Below are 18,329 nucleotides of genomic sequence, written 5' to 3'. Positions count from 1 at the left end.
CGCCGCGCGAGCCGGAGGAGCACGGCTGTAGAGGTCGGGGTGGGCCCGCCGGTCCTACTGGAAGAAATACTGCGCGTAGATCGGGGCGCAGCCGGCGCCGAGCGCGCGGGCATTGGCGCCGACGCGGGCCTCTTCTGGGCGGGGCGGCAGCATGCCGCGCGTATCGAGCCGATCCAGTGCCTGCCGGCTGCGCGCCACCACGCGTGCGCGCACGTCGGGAGGCATGGCGCCGTCGATCAGCGCCACCTCGAAATCCAGGACCGAGCCGATCGAGCGTATCGCATGCGCGAGGGCGTCGCCGGTGCGCGCGACCCAAGGGTCGATCTGCCGCTCGAAGGCGCGCCAGTCCTGAGGCTGTGTCCAGAGCGCGGTGGTGTCCAGCCCGTCCGCCGCGATGGCGGCCTCGAGCGGGTGCAGCGAGGCGGCGTCGATCAGCGGCAGCTCGCCGCCGCCGGGCGCGGGCACCCGCAGCGAGCCGAAGGCCCCGGCGTTGTTCTGCGCGCCGACGGTGACGCTGGAATTCAGCACCAGGCCGCCGCCGATGAAGGAGCCGATGAAGAAATAGGCGTAGTCAGCGAATTCGCGTCCCCGTCCGAAGACATGTTCGGCGCGGCAGGCGGCCGTGCCGTCGTTTTCGGTGAAGAGCGGAAGGTCGCTGAGCTTGGCGACTTCCTGCTGCACGTTGATCTCGGCCCAGATGCTGAAGTCGATGGGGGCGCCGAGCACGTCGGTCCAGCTCCAGATCTCCGAGGGTGCGGCGATGCCGATGCCACAGAGCCGCTCGCGCTGGTAGGGTGAAAGCTTGTGCGCCAGGTCCGCCATGCCTCTCTCGAGATAGGCGAAGATCTCGGCCGGCATCGGGTAGGGGTAAGTGGTCTGCGACGATCCCAGCACATCGCCCATCAGGTTCATCACCACGAGGTCCGCCGAGCGCCGCCCGATCTTCAGCCCGTAGGAGAGCGCCGCGTCGGGGTTCAGCGCCATCGGCACCGAGGGCTTGCCCACCCGCCCGCGCGTCGGCTCGCGGCGCAGCAGGAACTCTTCGGCCTCGAGCTTGCGCAGGATGTTCGACACGGTCTGAGCCGAGAGCCCGCTGTGCTTTGCGATGTCGCTGCCAGGCAGGGCGCCGTGGCGCTGAATCATCGACAGGATCAGCCGCTCGTTGTGCGCCCTTACGCCGATCTGGTTGGCGCCGTCGCTCAGTTTCCTGATCTCCTGTCCAATCTCCTGCGTGTGCATGCCGTCTCCCCCATTCCGACGTGGCTCAGATTACAGACTGGCGTTAATAAATCAAATTTATTTATTTATTGACGCGAGGTCAGAATCGCCGGTATCAACATGGGTAATCCGTTGCAGAACGGAGGTTTCACGGGCCGTCGCGCTTGGCGTCCCATGACACGTTAGGGAGGAGGAGACCCCATGAAGAAGCTGATTTCCGTCAGCGCATTTGCGCTGCTCGCATCGACCCTCGGCGCCCAGGCACAGGACGGCGGCAGCGCCTGCCTGATCACCAAGACCGACACCAACCCGTTCTTCGTGAAGATGCGCGAGGGCGCAGCGGCCAAGGCCGAGGAGCTGGGCATGACGCTCAACTCCTACGCGGGCAAGGTGGATGGCGACAACGAGAGCCAGGTAGCCGCGATCGAGACCTGCATCGCCAACGGGGCGGATGGCATCCTGATCACCGCCTCCAGTACCTCGGCGATCGTGCCCTCTGTGCAGCAGGCGCGCGATGCGGGGATCCTGGTGATTGCGCTGGACACGCCGCTCGACCCGATCGAGGCCGCCGACATGACCTTTGCCACCGACAACTTCCTTGCCGGCGAGCTGATCGGCCAATGGGCCGCCGCCAAGCTTGGCGATGCCGCCGCCGATGCGCGGGTGGCCTTCCTCGACCTCGACGTGAGCCAGCCCACCGTCGGCGTGTTGCGCGACCAGGGCTTCATGCAGGGCTTCGGCATCGACCTTGGTGACCCGAACAAATGGGGTGACGAGAGTGACAGCCGCATCGTCGGCCATGACGTGACCCAGGGCAACGAGGAGGGCGGCCGCAAGGCGATGGAGAACCTTCTCGCCACGGACCCGATGATCAACGTCGTCTACACGATCAATGAGCCCGCCGCAGCCGGTGCCTACGAGGCGCTGAAGGCCATCGGGCGCGAGAACGACGTGCTGGTCGTCTCGGTCGATGGCGGCTGCCCCGGTGTGCAGAACGTCGCCGACGGGGTGATCGGCGCGACCTCGCAGCAATATCCGCTGCTGATGGCCTCCAAGGGCATCGAGGCGATTGCAGCCTTCGCCAAGGACGGCACCAAGCCCGAGGCCACCGAGGGCAAGAATTTCTTCGACACCGGCGTGAAGCTGGTCACCGACCAGCCGGTCGAGGGCGTGGATTCGATCTCGGTCGAAGAGGGCAAGAGCCTCTGCTGGGGCTGAACCTTCGCAATCCGGGCCCGCGCCGCGCGGCGGGGCGGGCCCTTTTGAAGTTATCGCAACCTGCGCGGACCATGGCCGGTGAGGGGCCGCGCCCGCGCACGTGAGAGGAGGGCACGACATGGCCGAAGCGGACAGGTACGAAGACGTTGTCCGAACACGGAACGACGAGAAGTTCGCCGAGTTCGAGGACAGCGGGAAAGGTCTCTGGGGCCGGTTCCACGAACTGCTGCACAGCACCCCGGCCATCGTGCCGCTGATCGTTCTGCTGGCGGCTTGTATCGTTTTCGGGATGATCCTCGGCTCGAAGTTCTTCTCTCCCTTCGCTCTGACGTTGATCCTTCAGCAGGTCCAGATCGTCGGCGTTCTGGCCGCGGCCCAGGCGCTGATCATCCTGACCGCGGGGATCGACCTGTCTGTTGGCGCGGTCGCGGTGCTCTGCTCGGTGATCATGGGGCAGGTGACCTTCCGCTATGGGGTGCCCGCCATACTCGCGGTGCCCATCGGTCTTGCCTTTGGCACCGCCATCGGCGCGGTCAACGGCTGGCTTGTCAGCAAGGTCAAGCTGCCACCCTTCATCGTCACGCTCGGCATGTGGCAGATCGTGCTGGCGGTGAACTACCTCTATTCCGCCAACGAGACGATCCGCGCCCAGGACATCGAGACGCAAGCGCCCTTCCTGCAGTTCCTCGGCACCAAGTTCACCATCGGCGGCGCGGTCTTCACGCTCGGCGTGGTGCTGATGCTGCTGCTCGTGCTGGTGCTGGCTTACGTGCTGCGCTCCACCGCTTGGGGTCGCCATGTCTACGCCGTCGGCGACGACCCCGAGGCGGCGCAGCTCGCCGGCGTCGACCGCCACAAGACCATCATGTCGGTCTACATGCTGGTGGGCTTCATCTGCGCCCTCGCGGGCTGGGTGATGATCGGCCGCTTCGGCTCGGTCTCGCCTTCGGCGACCACCGGCGTCATCGGCAACATCCAGGCAATCACCGCCGTGGTGATCGGGGGCATCTCGCTCTTCGGCGGGCGGGGCTCGATCCTCGGCGCCTTCTTCGGGGCGCTCATCGTCGGCGTCTTCGAATTGGGCCTGCGCATGGCCGGGGCCGACCCGCAATGGACCTATCTCCTCATCGGCGTGCTGATCATCGCCGCCGTGACCGTGGACCAATGGATCAGAAAGGTGACGGCATGAGCATGGACACCCAGGACACCCCCGTTCTCGAAGCCCGCGGCCTCGTGAAACGCTACGGCAAGGTAACCGCGCTTGATCATTGCGACTTCGACCTGAGGCCGGGCGAGATCCTCGCGGTGATCGGCGACAACGGCGCCGGCAAGTCGACGCTGATCAAGGCGCTCTCCGGCGCCATCCAGCCAAACGCGGGAGAAATCCTGCTCGAAGGCAATCCGGTCTCCTTCGCCTCGCCCAATGACGCCCGGGCCGAGGGGATCGAGACCGTCTATCAGACCCTCGCCATGTCTCCGGCGCTGTCGATCGCCGACAACATGTTCATGGGCCGCGAGCTGCGTATGCCCGGGATCATGGGGCAGATCTTCCGCAAGCTCGACCGCAAGCGGATGGAGGATTTCTCGCGCCAGAAACTCTCGGAGCTTGGGCTTATGACGATCCAGAACATCAACCAGCCGGTCGAGACGCTCTCGGGTGGCCAGCGTCAAGGCGTGGCGGTGGCACGGGCAGCGGCCTTCGGCTCGCGGGTGGTGATCCTCGACGAGCCGACCGCCGCGCTCGGGGTGAAGGAGAGCCGCCGGGTGCTCGACCTCATTCAGGAGGTGCGGGCGCGGGGCATCCCGATCATCCTGATCTCGCACAACATGCCGCATGTGTTCGAGGTCGCCGACCGGGTGCATATCCACCGCCTCGGCAAGCGGCTCTGCGTGATCGACCCCAAGGAACACACGATGTCCGACGCGGTGGCCTACATGACAGGCGCCTCTGTGCCGGAAGGGGTGGCCGAACCGGCATAGGGCCTGCTCCCGACGCGACGATGGAGGGCGATTGGCGGGAACCTGTCAATCGCCCTTTCGCGTTAGGATTGTACTATACCTCCCGATACACTTCCTAAATGATCGAGTGTCGCCGAATTGTCGTTAGGTCGTACAATGATTCTCCGAGGGCGCCAGGATTTTTAACGTCTGATCCTGTTTCTGGACCTCGAGGCGACTCCGCTGCCTAAGCCCCGCATCTTTTGGGCGAACGACAGGTGGAATAGAGAGTTGCAATGCGTTGCTAAGTTCCTTTTGCACAAGCAGCATTCTGAGCACCTCCAAGGCAGGCTTGCCGGTGTTCCCCTGGCCTTCCGCTTTTCGTGAGGCGCGCAGGACCGAAGCTCCGTCGGATGAGAACATCGATATAACGAACTGAAACTTCTGTATTTTCGAAAAATGCCTAGAGAACTCTTCCAGCTGGGGGGACTGTCCGATGGCGCGCCTGACGCGCGCGGAACTCCGAAAGTGGTTCAGGAAAGTTAAAAATCTATTGCAAGAAGGGCGCTCTATGGTAACACTTTGTGGACGCGCATCGCCCTTTTTTTGGGCATGGGGTCCAGTGCTCCGCGCGTTGTAGCGTATGAATTTGTGCAGTTTTCATTTTAGTTCTGACATTTTGGATCATTTCTGCGGCCCGACCATTTCATTCGCCGCGATCTGAAACATCCCAAAGTTTGGCGGTATCCGGTTTTTCGGGTGCGTCTCGATTTTTTCCGGTTCGCTGAATTCGGATGAATTGACCCAAGCAATTTTGCTCGGCCATGGGGCCGGGATTATATTTGCGCCCTTTTCGGCCTGTGCGGCGGGGGGCGGTTTCATTCGTGCGCGCTAGCGCAAAGTCCATTTTTCCGGGCCTTGAAGAGTGCTCGTAGTCTCCGGGGGAGGTTTGACATGCCGATCGACACCATTTTCATTCAGGGTGAAGCACTCATTACGGACACGGTCGATGAACAGACCGGAACAAATGCCAACGTCGCCCGCACCCGGAGCGGCAACCAGGAAGCAGCCGGTATCGGCAGCACCTCCACCTCCACCAACACCGGTCTGCCCAACTTCGACGAATATGGCCTGCGCCCGGACTATACCGGCGCCGGCGATGAAGACACCTGGGGCTACTACGACATCAACGGGACTGACACCGGAGCGCAGGCCGCGACCACCTTCGACGCTGTGGCGGGCACCTACGAAATCACTCTCCGCATCGCGAATGGGTCGACGGCCACGCGACCAATCTCGATCACCGTCGACGGCGTCACCCAAACGATTACTGACACGAGAACCGGCCAGTTCTATTTCTGGGAAACCCGCACGGTCCAGGTGACGCTTTCGGGCAGCGGCACGCACGACTTGATCATCAACCAGGTAAACGACACCGGCGCGCCCAATATCGACGCGATCGCCATCCACGATGTAGGCGTGACACCGAATTTCTCGCTCCCGACCTTCGAGTCCGACACCACCTTCCTTGTCGCCGACGGCACGACCTCGGTCGGTGCGGCGCTTGCGTCCGACATTGCCAACGACACCTCCGACGATGCGCCGGCCCGAGTGGGCATGAGCTATTCGATCGTCGATGGGGCCGATAGCGGGGCCTTTCTGATCGATTCCGATACCGGCGCGCTGACGCTGAGAGATGAAGCCGATTTCGACGCGAAGCCGAGCTACACACTGACCATCGCCGCCACCGATGCCGAGGGCGGAACCACCCAGCAGGCGGTCACCGTGACCGTCGTGCCGCCCTTCGAGCCGATCTATCTCGGAGTGGAGGACATCGAAGTCCTCGATCCCGTGGGCACCGGAACCCTAAAGCGCACCGTCGACGCAAATCCCGAGAGCGGGGCTGTGGAAGGGGGATTGAACGACAACACAGGCCCCGAGGAAGCCGGCAATCAGTTCGACGAATTCGGCCTGCGCCACAACTACAGCGGCAGCGGCTACATCGATATCAACGGAGGTGCGGTCGGGGACCGGCTGAGCTTCAGCTTCGACGCCCCCGCCGGCACCTATGCGATTACCCTGCGCTATGCCAACGGCTCCGACGGGCAGAGCCGACCGATCTCGCTGAGTGTCGACGGCGGCGCTGCGCAGACCCTGTCCGATACGAACACCGGCGATTGGAGCACCTGGGCGAGCCACAGCTTCACGGTGACCGTGGGCGACGGCACCCATACCGTCGTCCTTGCCCAGACAGGCACGGAGGGTGCGCCCAATATCGACGCCGTGGCCATTGCGCTTCCCGGCGCCGCAATCAGCTTTGCCGCGCCCGAAATTCTCTCGGCAGCCGCCTTCGACATTGCCGAAAATTCCACCGAGATCGGTCAGGTCCAGGTGGACGACCCCGAACTGTCGGACCTCGACCCCGACATGCTCACCTATACGCTGACAGGCGATGATGCCGACAAGGTTGAAATCAGCGGCACGGGTCTTCTGACCCTGAAAGACCCGGCCGACTTCGAGACCAGAACCGATGCCGACCTCGACGGCGTGTTCCAGGTCAGCCTCGAGGTGTCCGATGGCGTACGCAGCGTGACGCAGGAGCTGTCGATCACCGTCACCGACGTCGATCCCGAACTCCCTTCTCCGACCATCGCACCGATCGTGCTGCAAAGCGAAGCCGGGGTGATCCCCGACGGAGCAAGCACCTTCCACCGCGTTCAGAACGATCCGACCACTGCCGAAGGCGCCGGTAACCTGCCGCAGGACCAATATGGACTGCGCGAGGGATACAGCGGCTTTGGCTACACCGACTTCGATGGCGCCGGGGCGGATGGCGATGAACTCATCACCTGGACCGTGACCGTGGACGATGCGGGCCTTTACGACTTGCACATCCGCTTTGCGTCGGTGGAATCGACCCAGACCGATCGGCCCGTCGCTGTTCTGGTCAATGGCGCGGACGCGGTGGGCGGGACCATCGGCTTCCCCGAGCGCGACGGCTTTGACACCTGGGTGGTGCGCGCCCCGGTGCAGATCGCGCTGCAGTCCGGTGAGAACACCCTCACCCTTGCGATCCCCGCGGGCTTGAGCAACGGGCCCAACATCGACGCCGTCGCGATCACCAGCGTCGGCGACACTCCGGCCTTCCCGCCGGTCAACACCGCGCCCGAGTTCGACGCCACGGCGGGTGCCGTCTCGATCGCCGAGAATTCGACCGAGGTGGCCGCCGGTCTCACCGCCACCGATGGCGAGGGCGACGCCCTCAGCTTCGAGCTGACCGGCGAGGATGCCGCCCTTTTCGAGTTCAATGAAACCACCGGCGCGCTCGACTTCATAGCCGCCCCTGATTTCGAGAATCCGGCGGACTTCGATGCGGACAACGTCTACGACGTGACCCTGACCACGAGCGACGGTGTGCTGACCGCCTCGCAGGACATTTCGGTGACCGTCACCGACGTGATCGAGGCAACGCAGCCCAATTCGATCGCTCTTGACACCAGCACGGTCGCCGAGAATGCGGCGGGCGCGGTGATTGGCACGCTCTCGGCGGTTGATCCCGACGGCGACGATGCGGCCATCACCTTCAGCGCCGATCCGGCCTCGGACTTCGAGGTGGTCGGCGGCCAGCTGAAGCTGAAGGACGGCGTGGCGCTGGACTTCGAAGCCACGCCTTCGGTCGATGTCGAAATCACCGCCACCGATGCGGCGAACGAGTCCACCACCACCACGCTGACCATCACCGTCGGCGACGTGGACGAAGCCCCCTCGGCGCCCCAGATCACCGGGCTGACGGTGGACTCCGGCGTCGCGGGCGCGATCATCGGCACGGTTTCTTCGGTGGACCCCGAGGGCACGGCGGTCTCCTTTACGGTCGACGACGCGCGCTTCCAGATCGACGGCGACGACCAGCTCACCCTCCTGCCGGGCGAGACCCTCGACTTTAACGCCGAGCCGACGGTCAGCGTCGAGGTCACCGCATTCGACGAGACCGGCCAGCAATCGACCCAGACATTCGTGATCACGGTGAACGATCCCGGTGCGACCTTCGAGCCCATCGTGATCGAGGCCGAGGATGAGGTCCTCGCAGCGCTGACCGTCCTCGACAATGACACGAACACCAACGACACGCAGATCCGCGACCCCGACAACCCGGAGTCGAACGCCAACCTGGTCAACGGGCTGCGCCCGGGCTTCAGCGGCGACGGCTATCTCGATTTCGGCGACACACCGGGCGATGCGATCACCTTCACCGTGACCGTCGCGACCGCCGGCAACTATGATCTCAACGTGCGCTACGCCTCCAACACCGGGCGGCCGCTCGATCTCTCGGTCAACAGCGGCGGCGCGGTCTCGCTGCCCTTCGCGAGCACCGATCCCGATGGCACCGGTCCCGAGGAAGGCTTCGATCACTGGCTCTTCGAGACCACCACGGTGACGCTCGTTGCGGGCAGCAACACGATCTCGCTGGCGATCCCTGCGGGCGCAAACACCGGCCCCAATGTCGACCGGATCGAGATCACCGAGGCGGGCACCGGCCCGATCCCCGAGCCGGACACCACCGCCGACGAGGGCGGCGATCTTGCCGCCGCGCCGGAGGCCGCGACCATCGCGCCCGCCGGGCTCGGCTCGGTCGAGTTCGCGCTCGCCGGGGTCGATGACGACATCACGCTCATCGAAGTGTCCACTGACGGCGGCGCCAGCTTCCAGACGGTGGTGCCGGTGGGCGACATCGTCACGCTCGACCTCTCGGCCTTTGCCGCCGAAACCGCTCTGACCGTGATCTTCCGCGTGACCGACGAGGCGGCCAACACGGCCGAGGCCACCACCGCGATTGCCATCGGCGACGCGCCCGAGGCCTTCTCGACCACGATCCAGCTCGAGAACCGCGACGGCTCGATCCTCATTCTTGACGACACCGGCGCCGGCGAGGGCGATCCCGCCTCTACCCAGTTCCGCGATGCGGACAATCTCGAGGGGGTGACCGTCGATCGACCCGAGGGTATCTGGTCGGGCTATACCGGCACCGGTTATCTCGACATGGGCGGCGACATCGGGGATGCGGTGCAATTCGACGTCGATGTGCCCGAGGCGGGCACCTACACGATGAGCTTCCGCTACGCCAATGGCTCGACCACCAGTCCGAGCCGTCCGATGGAGTTGCAGGTCAACGGCCAGACGGTGACCGTGCCCTTCGGCATGACACCCGACTGGGACGTCTGGGAAGACCTCGAGGTCGAGGTGACTCTGGCTGCGGGCGCCAATACGGTGACGCTGGCCAACACCGTGACCAACGGCCCGAACATCGACAGCGTGACGATCTTCAACGACGTGACACCGCCGCCGCCGCCCTCGGAGCCGGGGGTGCGCGAGACCATCCGCATCAACTTCCAGGACGGCAGCACGCCGGTCGATCCCGACTACCTTGTCGGCAACTTCACCGACTATGGGCAGCAATCGAACGGGCTGACCTACGGGTTCATCACCGAGGAGTCGGCGCTTGATGCCGACGGCACTGCCAACGATCCCACCGGCTCGTCCTTCCCGGCGATCGCGATCAACGAACGCACGGGGTCGGCCACTCTGCCGGATGACGGAACGCTGCCCACCGAGAAGCTGACCGTCAATTTCGACGCGATGGATGCGCGCCTGACCGGCTACGCCCATTTCGACCTCGGCTCTTTCCCCGAGCGGACTGCCTGGGAGATCGAGCTTGAGAATGGCTGGTACGAGGTCACGGTCTCGGTCGGCGACACGGGTGGCCCCAATGACAGCGAAAACCGGCTCTTCGTCGAAGGCGCGTTGGTCACCGAATGGAGCAGCACCTCGGCTTTCAAGACCGAACTGCTGACCACCCTGGCGCATGTGCAGGACGGACACCTGACGCTTTCGGCGCAGGGCGGCACCATCACCGAGATGCAGTACCTCGAGATCCGTGCGCTACCCGACCTGACCCCGGGCGATGGCAACGAGGCGCCCGACGACTATGCCGCCTTCATCAACCCGCGCGCGGTCTCGACCGATGGCGAGGTTGAGCTCGGCATCCAGGACGGCGTGCTGCCCACCGACATCGATCCCACCTCGGACATCGTGCTTGGCGTCAGCGTGGTGGACGGGCGCGGCGGCGTGCTTCTCGAAAGCCTCGAAGACGGCTCGATCCGCATCTACGAGACGCTGACCGGCGCCGAGGTCGCCTATAACGCCAACACCACCGGCGGCTTCGACTCGGTCACCATCGCGCCGGTGTCGGACCTCAAGCCCTACACCAGCTACACCGTGGTCATCGACGGCTTCCGCGACCGCGGCGACAACGACGACAGCGCGGCGCTGACCCGCGAGTTCCAGAAGTTCTCCACGACCTTCACCACCGGCGCCGCGCCGCTGGTCGAGGCGCGCGAGGTGGCCTTCGTCGACACTGTCGAACTGAGCTCGAACCCGATGCTTGGCGAGAGCTACACTTCTATCGAGATGTCGCCGGACAAGCAGTTCCTCTATGTCACCTCGATCACCGGATCGATCACGCGCTGGGAGTTGAATGCGGACGGCTCACTCGATGACGCGAGCAAGGAGGTCTACACCCCACTGGGCGACTTCGTGGTCGGCGACGAGCGCCGCGGCATCATCGGCATCGCCTTCGATCCCGAGGACGAGAACACCATCTGGATCACCGACAACTACCCGATCCCGCTCAACGGCCGGTCGAACTCGGTGCCGGACTTCTCGGGCCGGATATCCAAGGTCACCCTTGGTGAGGGCGGATCGCTCGAGGATGCGACGATCGAGACCTATATCACCGGTCTGCCGCGCTCGAACGGCGACCACGTGACCAACAGCCTCGAGTTCCGTCTCAACCCCGACTACGTGCCGGGCGGTGATGCGCCGCAGTACCTGCTTTATCTCACCCAGGGGTCGAACTCGGCGATGGGCGAGCCGGACAGCGCCTGGGGCAACCGGCCCGAGCGCCTGCTCAACGCCGCGATCCTCGAGATCGACCGCTCCCGAGAGGCACCGGAGGGGGGCTTCGACGTCTCCACCGAGCCCCTGCCGGCAGACGGGCAGAACCGCCGCTTCGCCGATACCGACAACGATCTCAAGAACGGCGGCATCGCGATCACCAGCGGGGAGTACATCGGCAATTTCCTGCACTTCGACGCCGATGGCGTGGCCGAGGTGCGCACCGGTGAGGATGCGTCCTCCGACCTGATCGTGCGCTACTACGATCCCTTCGCCGATGGCGCCGTGCTCAGCATCTTCGCCGAGGGCAACCGCAACGCCTATGACCTCGTATGGCACAGCAACGGCTACCTCTACGTGCCGACCAACGGGTCGGCGGCGGGCGGCAACGTGCCCGACGATCCCTCGACCACCGACGTCGACGAGAGCATCGACGGCGTCGGGCTGCAGTCCGACTACCTGTTCCGGATGGTCGAGGACGGCTACTACGGACACCCGAACCCGCTGCGCGACAGGTACATCCTGAACGGCGCCAACCCGACCTCCGGCACCGACCCCAACCAGGTGACCAACTACCCGGTCGGCACGAATCCCGACCCCGATTATGATCTCGAAGGCGCCTACAATCTCGGCAACAACCGTTCGCCCAACGGCGCCATCGAGTACATGAGCGGTGTCTTCGGCAGCTCGCTGAAGAACGCGGTGATCTTCACCCAGTATTCCTCGGGCGACAACCTGCGGGCGGTGCTGCTCAACGAGGACGGCACCATCGCTGAGGACTTCATCCTCACCGATGTCGACGGCAACGAGATCAACTACGTCGATCCGCTCGACGTGATCGAGGGTGCCGACGGGCGGCTCTACATGCTGACCCTCAACCGCGCGAACGGCGTCAGCCAGATCATCCGGCTCGAGGCCGCCCCGGGCGGCGAGGTCGAGGACATCACCGCCGACGAGGGCGGCAACCTCGGGTTGCTGGTGATCAGCGCCGCGGATGCCTCGGCGGTGCTGTTCCAGGTGGTCGGGCTCGACCCCGACATCCAGAGCCTCACCATCAGCTTCGACGGCGGGCCCGCGCAGGCGGTGACGCTCGACGCGCAGAACCGTTTCAGCCTCGATCTCAGCGGGCAGACCGAGCAGGTCTCGGCGACGCTGACGGTCAATGACGACGACGGCAACAGCGCTTCCACCAGCACCAGCTTCACCCCGGGCGACAGCGCCAGTGGGAACCTCATCGACGCCAGCGCCTTCACCGTGCTCGACACCGACGACGGCACGCTGATCCGCTTGCTGACCGATCCCACCACCCATGAAGCGGCCGGCGGTCAATACGACACCAACGGCGACGGGATGAACGACGGCTACACCGGCGCCGGCTATCTCGACATGAACGGCGGAGCCGAGGACAAGGCTTCCTTCGTCTACGACGCGCCGAGTGCCGGCTCCTACACGCTGACCTTCCGCATGGCTAACGGCTCGGGCACACCGCGCCCGGTCGCGATCATCGCGGGCATCCAGACGGTGCAGATCCCCACCACCGACACCGGCAGCTTCGCCGCATGGCAGGAGTTCTCGGTCACGCTCGACCTCTCCGAGGGGCCGAACACAGTGGTGATCGAGCAGCTTGCTGCAAACGGCGGGCCGAATATCGACAGCGTGGCGGTGATCGCCAACGTGCCCACCGCGCCGAACGATGGCAGCGAAACGGTGGGCGGCGTCACCTACCTCAAGTACGAGGCCGAGAATGCGGTGCTCGACGGGGCGGTGATCGCGGGTGACGACCGCAACCAGAGCGGCGATTTCGTCGACTTCGACGGCACGGGCACGCAGAGCATCACCTGGACGGTCTCGGTCACCGAGGCAGGCATTTACGGCATCGACATCCTCTATGCGCTCGCCACCAGCAAGGAAGCGCGTCCTGCCTCGCTTTTCGTCAATGGTGTCGATCAGGGCATTCTCGGCTTCGAACCCAACAGCTCGGCCAGCGAGGATGTCTGGGGGCCGCAGAGCGCGCAGATCTCGCTGAACCCGGGGCTCAACACGATCTCGATCAGCGTGCCGGACGCCAACGGCGCCAATATCGACTACCTGCGCGTCTCCGAGGCGCCTGTCGACACCTTCGTGCCCGCCTATGCGGTGATTGATGGCGAGGGGCGGATCGAACTCGAAGCGACCGATGACACCACCCGCACGCTCGGGGCGACACAGGTGGAGTTCTACTTCACCGTCTCGGCGGACGACACCTACGCGCTCGATCTCGCGGCCAACGCGGGCGCGCCGAATGGCGCCGGGCTGACGGTCTTCCTCAGCGCCGATGGCGCACAGCCGGTCGAGATCGGCGACATCGCCTTCCCCGGGCAAGGGGACGCGGGCGAGACCTCGGCTTATGTCGAGCTGCTCGCCGGGGTGCAGTACAAGGTAACGGTCCTGTCGGACCAGGCGGGGGCCAGCGCGCTCGACTATCTCGACGTGCGCCCGGCGCCCGGCAACGACAATGCCGACATCGAGATCCAGAGCAACGATCCGACCTATTTCGACAACCGTCTGCACTTCTCCTGGATCGACAATCCTGACGCAGTGGCCGGCACCGATCGCGACTACAAGGAGAGCGCGACGGTCACCATCTCGAACTCCGGCACCGAGACGCTGGAGGTCCTCGAGGCCACGATCACCGGCCCGTTCGAGCTGGCCGATCCCGATATCTTCGAGGGCCTCACGCTGGCAGCCGGCCAGTCGATCAACGTGCAGGTGCTCTTTGACCGCTCTGCCTATACTGCGGGCAGCGGCAACGTCAGCGGCGTCTTCAAAGGGGCGCTCGACATCCGCACCAACGATGCCGACACGCCGGTGGCACGGGTCGACTTGGCCGGCTTCTGGCAGTCCCAGGACGAGGGCGGGCAGGAGCCCAACCTCAACGAGGTCTGGGACGTCTTCGGCTTCGGCAACGAAATCTCCGGTCTGAGCTACGCCTCCGGCGGCGGCGGCGGGGTGCTGGACTTCTTCGACCTCTACCTCTCCTCCGACGAGACCGAGGTGCTGTCTCCTTACTGGCGGATCGCCGAAGGGGTGACCGAGGCGCGGATCACCCAGATCGCGGCCTTCCACAGCCCCTCCGGCGCGGGCGTTCGCTTCCATGCGCCGGGCGACACAGGCACCGATGTGGGGATGACCAGCCACATCAGCTCCAACAACCAGAGCCTGCTGCCTCTGGGCAACAGCAACGGGGCCTTTGCGACGCGGGTGTTCTCCGCGGCGGATATTCCCGATGGCTGGGCGGGCAATGACCTCTTCGGGATCGAGATCAACAACCAGTCGACCGATCCCCGCCTCAACCCGACCGGCGCCGGGGCCCCGACGCAGGCACAGCTCGACGCACGCTATCCCGGCGCGGGCTACACGGTTGTGAACGGGCAGGTCTTCGATGCCGAGGGCAACGAGATCTCGGACGGTTACACCGTGAGGATGTTCCAGGCGGTCGACGAGGATGGCGTCGCCATCGAGAACGTCTTCCTGGGCGTGATGGACTACACGGGCATCAACTACGACTACAACGACAACATGTTCGTCATCGAAGGGGTTGCGCCGGTCTACTATGGCGCGGTGACCACCATCGAAGGGCTCGACGATGCGGCGGCGGACGACCGGCTGGTCTTCTCGCGGATCGACAATCCCGCCAATGGCGATCAGGCCTTCCGCGACAGCGCGGTGCTGACCATCACCAATGACGGCATCAGCAACCTGACCATCGACGACCTCGCGGTGAGCGGGAACTTCACCATCAGCGGCCTGTCCGAGGGCCAGGTGCTCGCGCCTGGAGCCTCGGCGCAGCTCACGGTCACCTTCATCGGCATCGACCCGAACGACGACGGCCAGGCGACGTCCCACGAGGGCACGCTGACCATCGGCAGCAATGGCGAGGTGCGGCAGATCGCGCTCGCCGGCCTCGCGCAGATCCAGTCCGAGGGCGGCGAGGAGCCAACCGTCGCGCAGATCGTGCAGGCCTTCGGCTACTCGACCGACGTGGCGCAGGGGCTCCTGTCCAACGGTGGCGTGGTCGAGACGGTGGGCGATGAGGTGCTGCTGCCCTACCTGCAGCGGCTCGATGACAGCAAGCCGATCGAGGTGATCCAGCTTGCCGCCTACCTGAGCGCGGGCGTGAGCCGGCTCAGCCTGCATGATGTGTCCAACGGCGCGCTGACAGAGCTCTATGCGCAGGATGACAACCAGTACCAGACCCTGTTGCCGGACGGGCTCATCTCGGGGGCGGGTGCGCAATCGAGCGTGGCGCGGGCCAGCATCGACCGCGACGACCCCTTCGGGCTGCGGGTGACGGTGGACGGTCGTCCGACCTTCTCGGCCTGGACCGATCCCGATGCCAACGTGGCGGATGACACCTACAACATCTCGCCGCCGAACGAGGGCCACTACATCCGCTTCTTCCAGGCCAAGGACGCGCTCGGCAACGTCATCGAGGGCACCTTTATCGGCATCCAGGATTATCCCGGCGGGTCGAACTTCGACTACAACGACCACATGTTCCTCATCACCAACGTGCAGGGCTACGAGCTCTCTGCGGAGGAGGACGCGAATGGCGACGGGATCAACGATGCGCTGGTGACCGACAGCGACCTCGACGGTACACCGGACTTCTTCGATGCCGACAACAGCCCGACCCCGGTGCAGGAGGCCTACCCGGGTCCGGCCCCGGTGCTGGACGACACTCTCACCGTGCTCGCCGCGAACTTCGACAGCGGCGGTCAGGGCATCTCGTGGAACGACGATCCGGGCCGCGATGGAACGCATCCGCTGCGGGCGGACACGGACGTGGAACTGGTGGGCTCGACAAATGACATCGGCTACATCCAGTCCGGCGAATGGGTCGAATACACCATCGACGTGGCCCAGGCGGGCAGCTACGCGCTGAGCGTCAACGCCAAGACCCCGATCGGCGGCAACTCGGTGGTCGTGACCCTCGAGGACGGCACGCCGCTCGCCACCTTCGCGCTGCCCGACAGCAACGGCACCTCGACCTCGTTCAACGGCACGGTCTTCGCCGCGACGGCAGCGACCAACGTCGCGCTCGGGGCCGGGCTGCAGACGCTGCGCTTCACCTTCGAGGGGGCGCCGGCGTCGAACGGCTACATCCTCGACTTCCGTTCTTTCAGTCTGGAGCAGGTCTCGGTCGAGCCCGAGGACACCGTGGCGCCGGTGGTCGATGCGGTGATCGCCGCGGACATCACCGTCGCCGGGGCGGCAACGGCCAGCGTCGTGGTGACCTTCAGCGACGACGTGGCGCTCGATGCCTCGAGCATCGACGTGAGCGACATCCTCGTGACCGGGCCGAACGGGCCGCTCACCGTCACGGGTGTCAGCCTCAACGCCGCCGGCGACGGCAGCCCGCGCAGCGTGACCTACACGGTGGCGGCGCCGGGCGGGAGCTGGGACACCGCCGACAACGGTGCCTACACAGTGGCGCTGCAGGCGGGGCAGGTGGTTGACACCAGCGGCAACGCTGTGGCGGCGAACGGAGCTCTGACCAGCTTCAACGTCGCGGTGCCGGTCACCCCGCCGCCCACGAGCATCGGCGAGACCTTCCGGGTCGAGGCCGAGACGCTGACGCTGCAGGGGTTTGTCGCCACCGCCAACGGCCATGCCTCGAACGATGCCTTCATCCAGGCGCCGGGCAGCGGGCCGAATGTCGCCAGCCTGGTCTTCGCCGAGGCCCCGGGCACCTACCAGATCACCGTCGGCCATTACGACGAATCCGACGGCAACTCGGTGCTCAGCCTCATGGTGAACAACGAGGTGCGCGAGACCTTCACCTGGAACCTGAATGCCGGGGACGCGATCGCCAACACCTCGTCCTTCGCCGAGCACAGCTTTGCCGCTGTGACGCTGGCGGAGGGGGACGTGGTGGCCATCACGGGTGTGCCCAACGGCGGCGAGCCGCTGCGGGTGGACTACCTCGACTTCACGCCGGTGGAAGGTGGTGGGGAGCCGGTCGAAGACCTGCAGGCGCCCACGGTCAGCGCCGTCAGCGCGGCGGGCATCGGTGTCGGGGGTGGCAGCTCCACCACGGTGACGGTGACCTATGCCGACAACGTCGCCATCGACGCCTCGAGCATCGACGTGAGCGACATCACGGTGACCGGCCCGGGCGGTGCCCTGTCGGTGACCGGGGTGAGCGTCAACGTCGGCACCGACGGCAGCCCGCGCAGCGCCACCTACACGGTGGCGGCGCCGGGCGGGACCTGGGACACCGCCGACAACGGCGCCTACACGGTGGCGCTGCAGGCGGGGCAGGTGGTTGACACCAGCGGCAACGCCGTGGCGGCGAACGGAGCTCTAACCAGCTTCAACGTCGTGGTGCCAGTCACCCCGCCGCCCACGAGCATCGGCGAGACCTTCCGGGTCGAGGCCGAGACGCTGACGCTGCAGGGGTTTGTCGCCACCGCCAACGGCCACGCCTCGAACGATGCCTTCATCCAGGCGCCGGGCAGCGGGCCGAATGTCGCCAGCCTGGTCTTCGCCGAGGCCCCGGGCACCTACCAGATCACCGTCGGCCATTACGACGAATCCGACGGCAACTCGGTGCTCAGCCTCATGGTGAACAACGAGGTGCGCGAGACCTTCACCTGGAACCTGAATGCCGGGGACGCGATCGCCAACACCTCGTCCTTCGCCGAGCACAGCTTTGCCGCTGTGACGCTGGCGGAGGGGGACGTGGTGGCCATCACGGGTGTGCCCAACGGCGGCGAGCCGCTACGGGTGGACTACCTCGACTTCACGCCGGTGGAAGGAGGTGGGGAGCCGGTCGAAGACCTGCAGGCGCCCACGGTCAGCGCCGTCAGCGCGGCGGGCATCGGTGTCGGGGGTGGCAACTCCACCACGGTAACGGTGACCTATGCGGACAACGTTGCCATCGACGCCTCGAGCATCGACGTGAGCGACATCACGGTGACCGGCCCGGGCGGTGCCCTGTCGGTGACCGGGGTGAGCGTCAA

At 65.5% G+C, this 18,329-nt stretch carries 5 protein-coding genes; 4 read left to right on the top strand and 1 reads right to left on the bottom strand.

Annotated features, from left to right (window positions below; genetic code table 11):
- Positions 1-54: 54 nt before the first annotated feature.
- On the bottom strand, positions 55-1,239 hold the full coding sequence (locus G0D83_RS02985; RefSeq protein WP_203594851.1) for an ROK family transcriptional regulator: 1,185 nt from the start codon (positions 1,237-1,239) through the stop codon (positions 55-57).
- Positions 1,240-1,419: 180 nt separating this feature from the next.
- Between G0D83_RS02985 and G0D83_RS02980 the strand changes: the two genes are divergently transcribed.
- From G0D83_RS02980 to G0D83_RS02965, 4 genes are all read left to right on the top strand, one after another.
- Entirely contained in the window at positions 1,420-2,436 is a 1,017-nt protein-coding gene (locus tag G0D83_RS02980; protein WP_164189385.1) for a sugar ABC transporter substrate-binding protein, read from the top strand.
- Positions 2,437-2,554: 118 nt separating this feature from the next.
- Positions 2,555-3,625, top strand: a complete 1,071-nt coding sequence (locus G0D83_RS02975; protein WP_164189377.1) for an ABC transporter permease — start codon at positions 2,555-2,557, stop codon at positions 3,623-3,625.
- Positions 3,622-4,416: an ATP-binding cassette domain-containing protein gene (locus G0D83_RS02970; RefSeq protein WP_235939379.1), complete on the top strand. Its 795-nt coding sequence runs from the start codon at positions 3,622-3,624 to the stop codon at positions 4,414-4,416. The genes G0D83_RS02975 and G0D83_RS02970 overlap by 4 nt, the downstream gene beginning before the upstream one ends.
- Positions 4,417-5,328: 912 nt before the next feature.
- The coding region (locus tag G0D83_RS02965) for a carbohydrate-binding protein (protein ID WP_164189375.1) at positions 5,329-18,329 on the top strand (13,001 nt) is incomplete at its 3' end.

The organism is Salipiger sp. PrR003 (assembly GCF_010500785.1).
Classification (GTDB): Bacteria; Pseudomonadota; Alphaproteobacteria; order Rhodobacterales; family Rhodobacteraceae; genus Salipiger; species Salipiger pacificus_A.
The sequence above is the reverse complement of the archived record's forward strand: the minus strand, read 5'-3'. Positions and strand labels throughout refer to the sequence as shown.

What these genes read in the sequence shown, in the direction of transcription:
- G0D83_RS02985 (WP_203594851.1), bottom strand. Translation starts at nt 1,239, where the DNA reads ATGCACACGCAGGAGATTGGACAGGAGATCAGGAAACTGAGCGACGGC.
- G0D83_RS02980 (WP_164189385.1), top strand. Translation starts at nt 1,420, where the DNA reads ATGAAGAAGCTGATTTCCGTCAGCGCATTTGCGCTGCTCGCATCGACC.
- G0D83_RS02975 (WP_164189377.1), top strand. Translation starts at nt 2,555, where the DNA reads ATGGCCGAAGCGGACAGGTACGAAGACGTTGTCCGAACACGGAACGAC.
- G0D83_RS02970 (WP_235939379.1), top strand. Translation starts at nt 3,622, where the DNA reads ATGAGCATGGACACCCAGGACACCCCCGTTCTCGAAGCCCGCGGCCTC.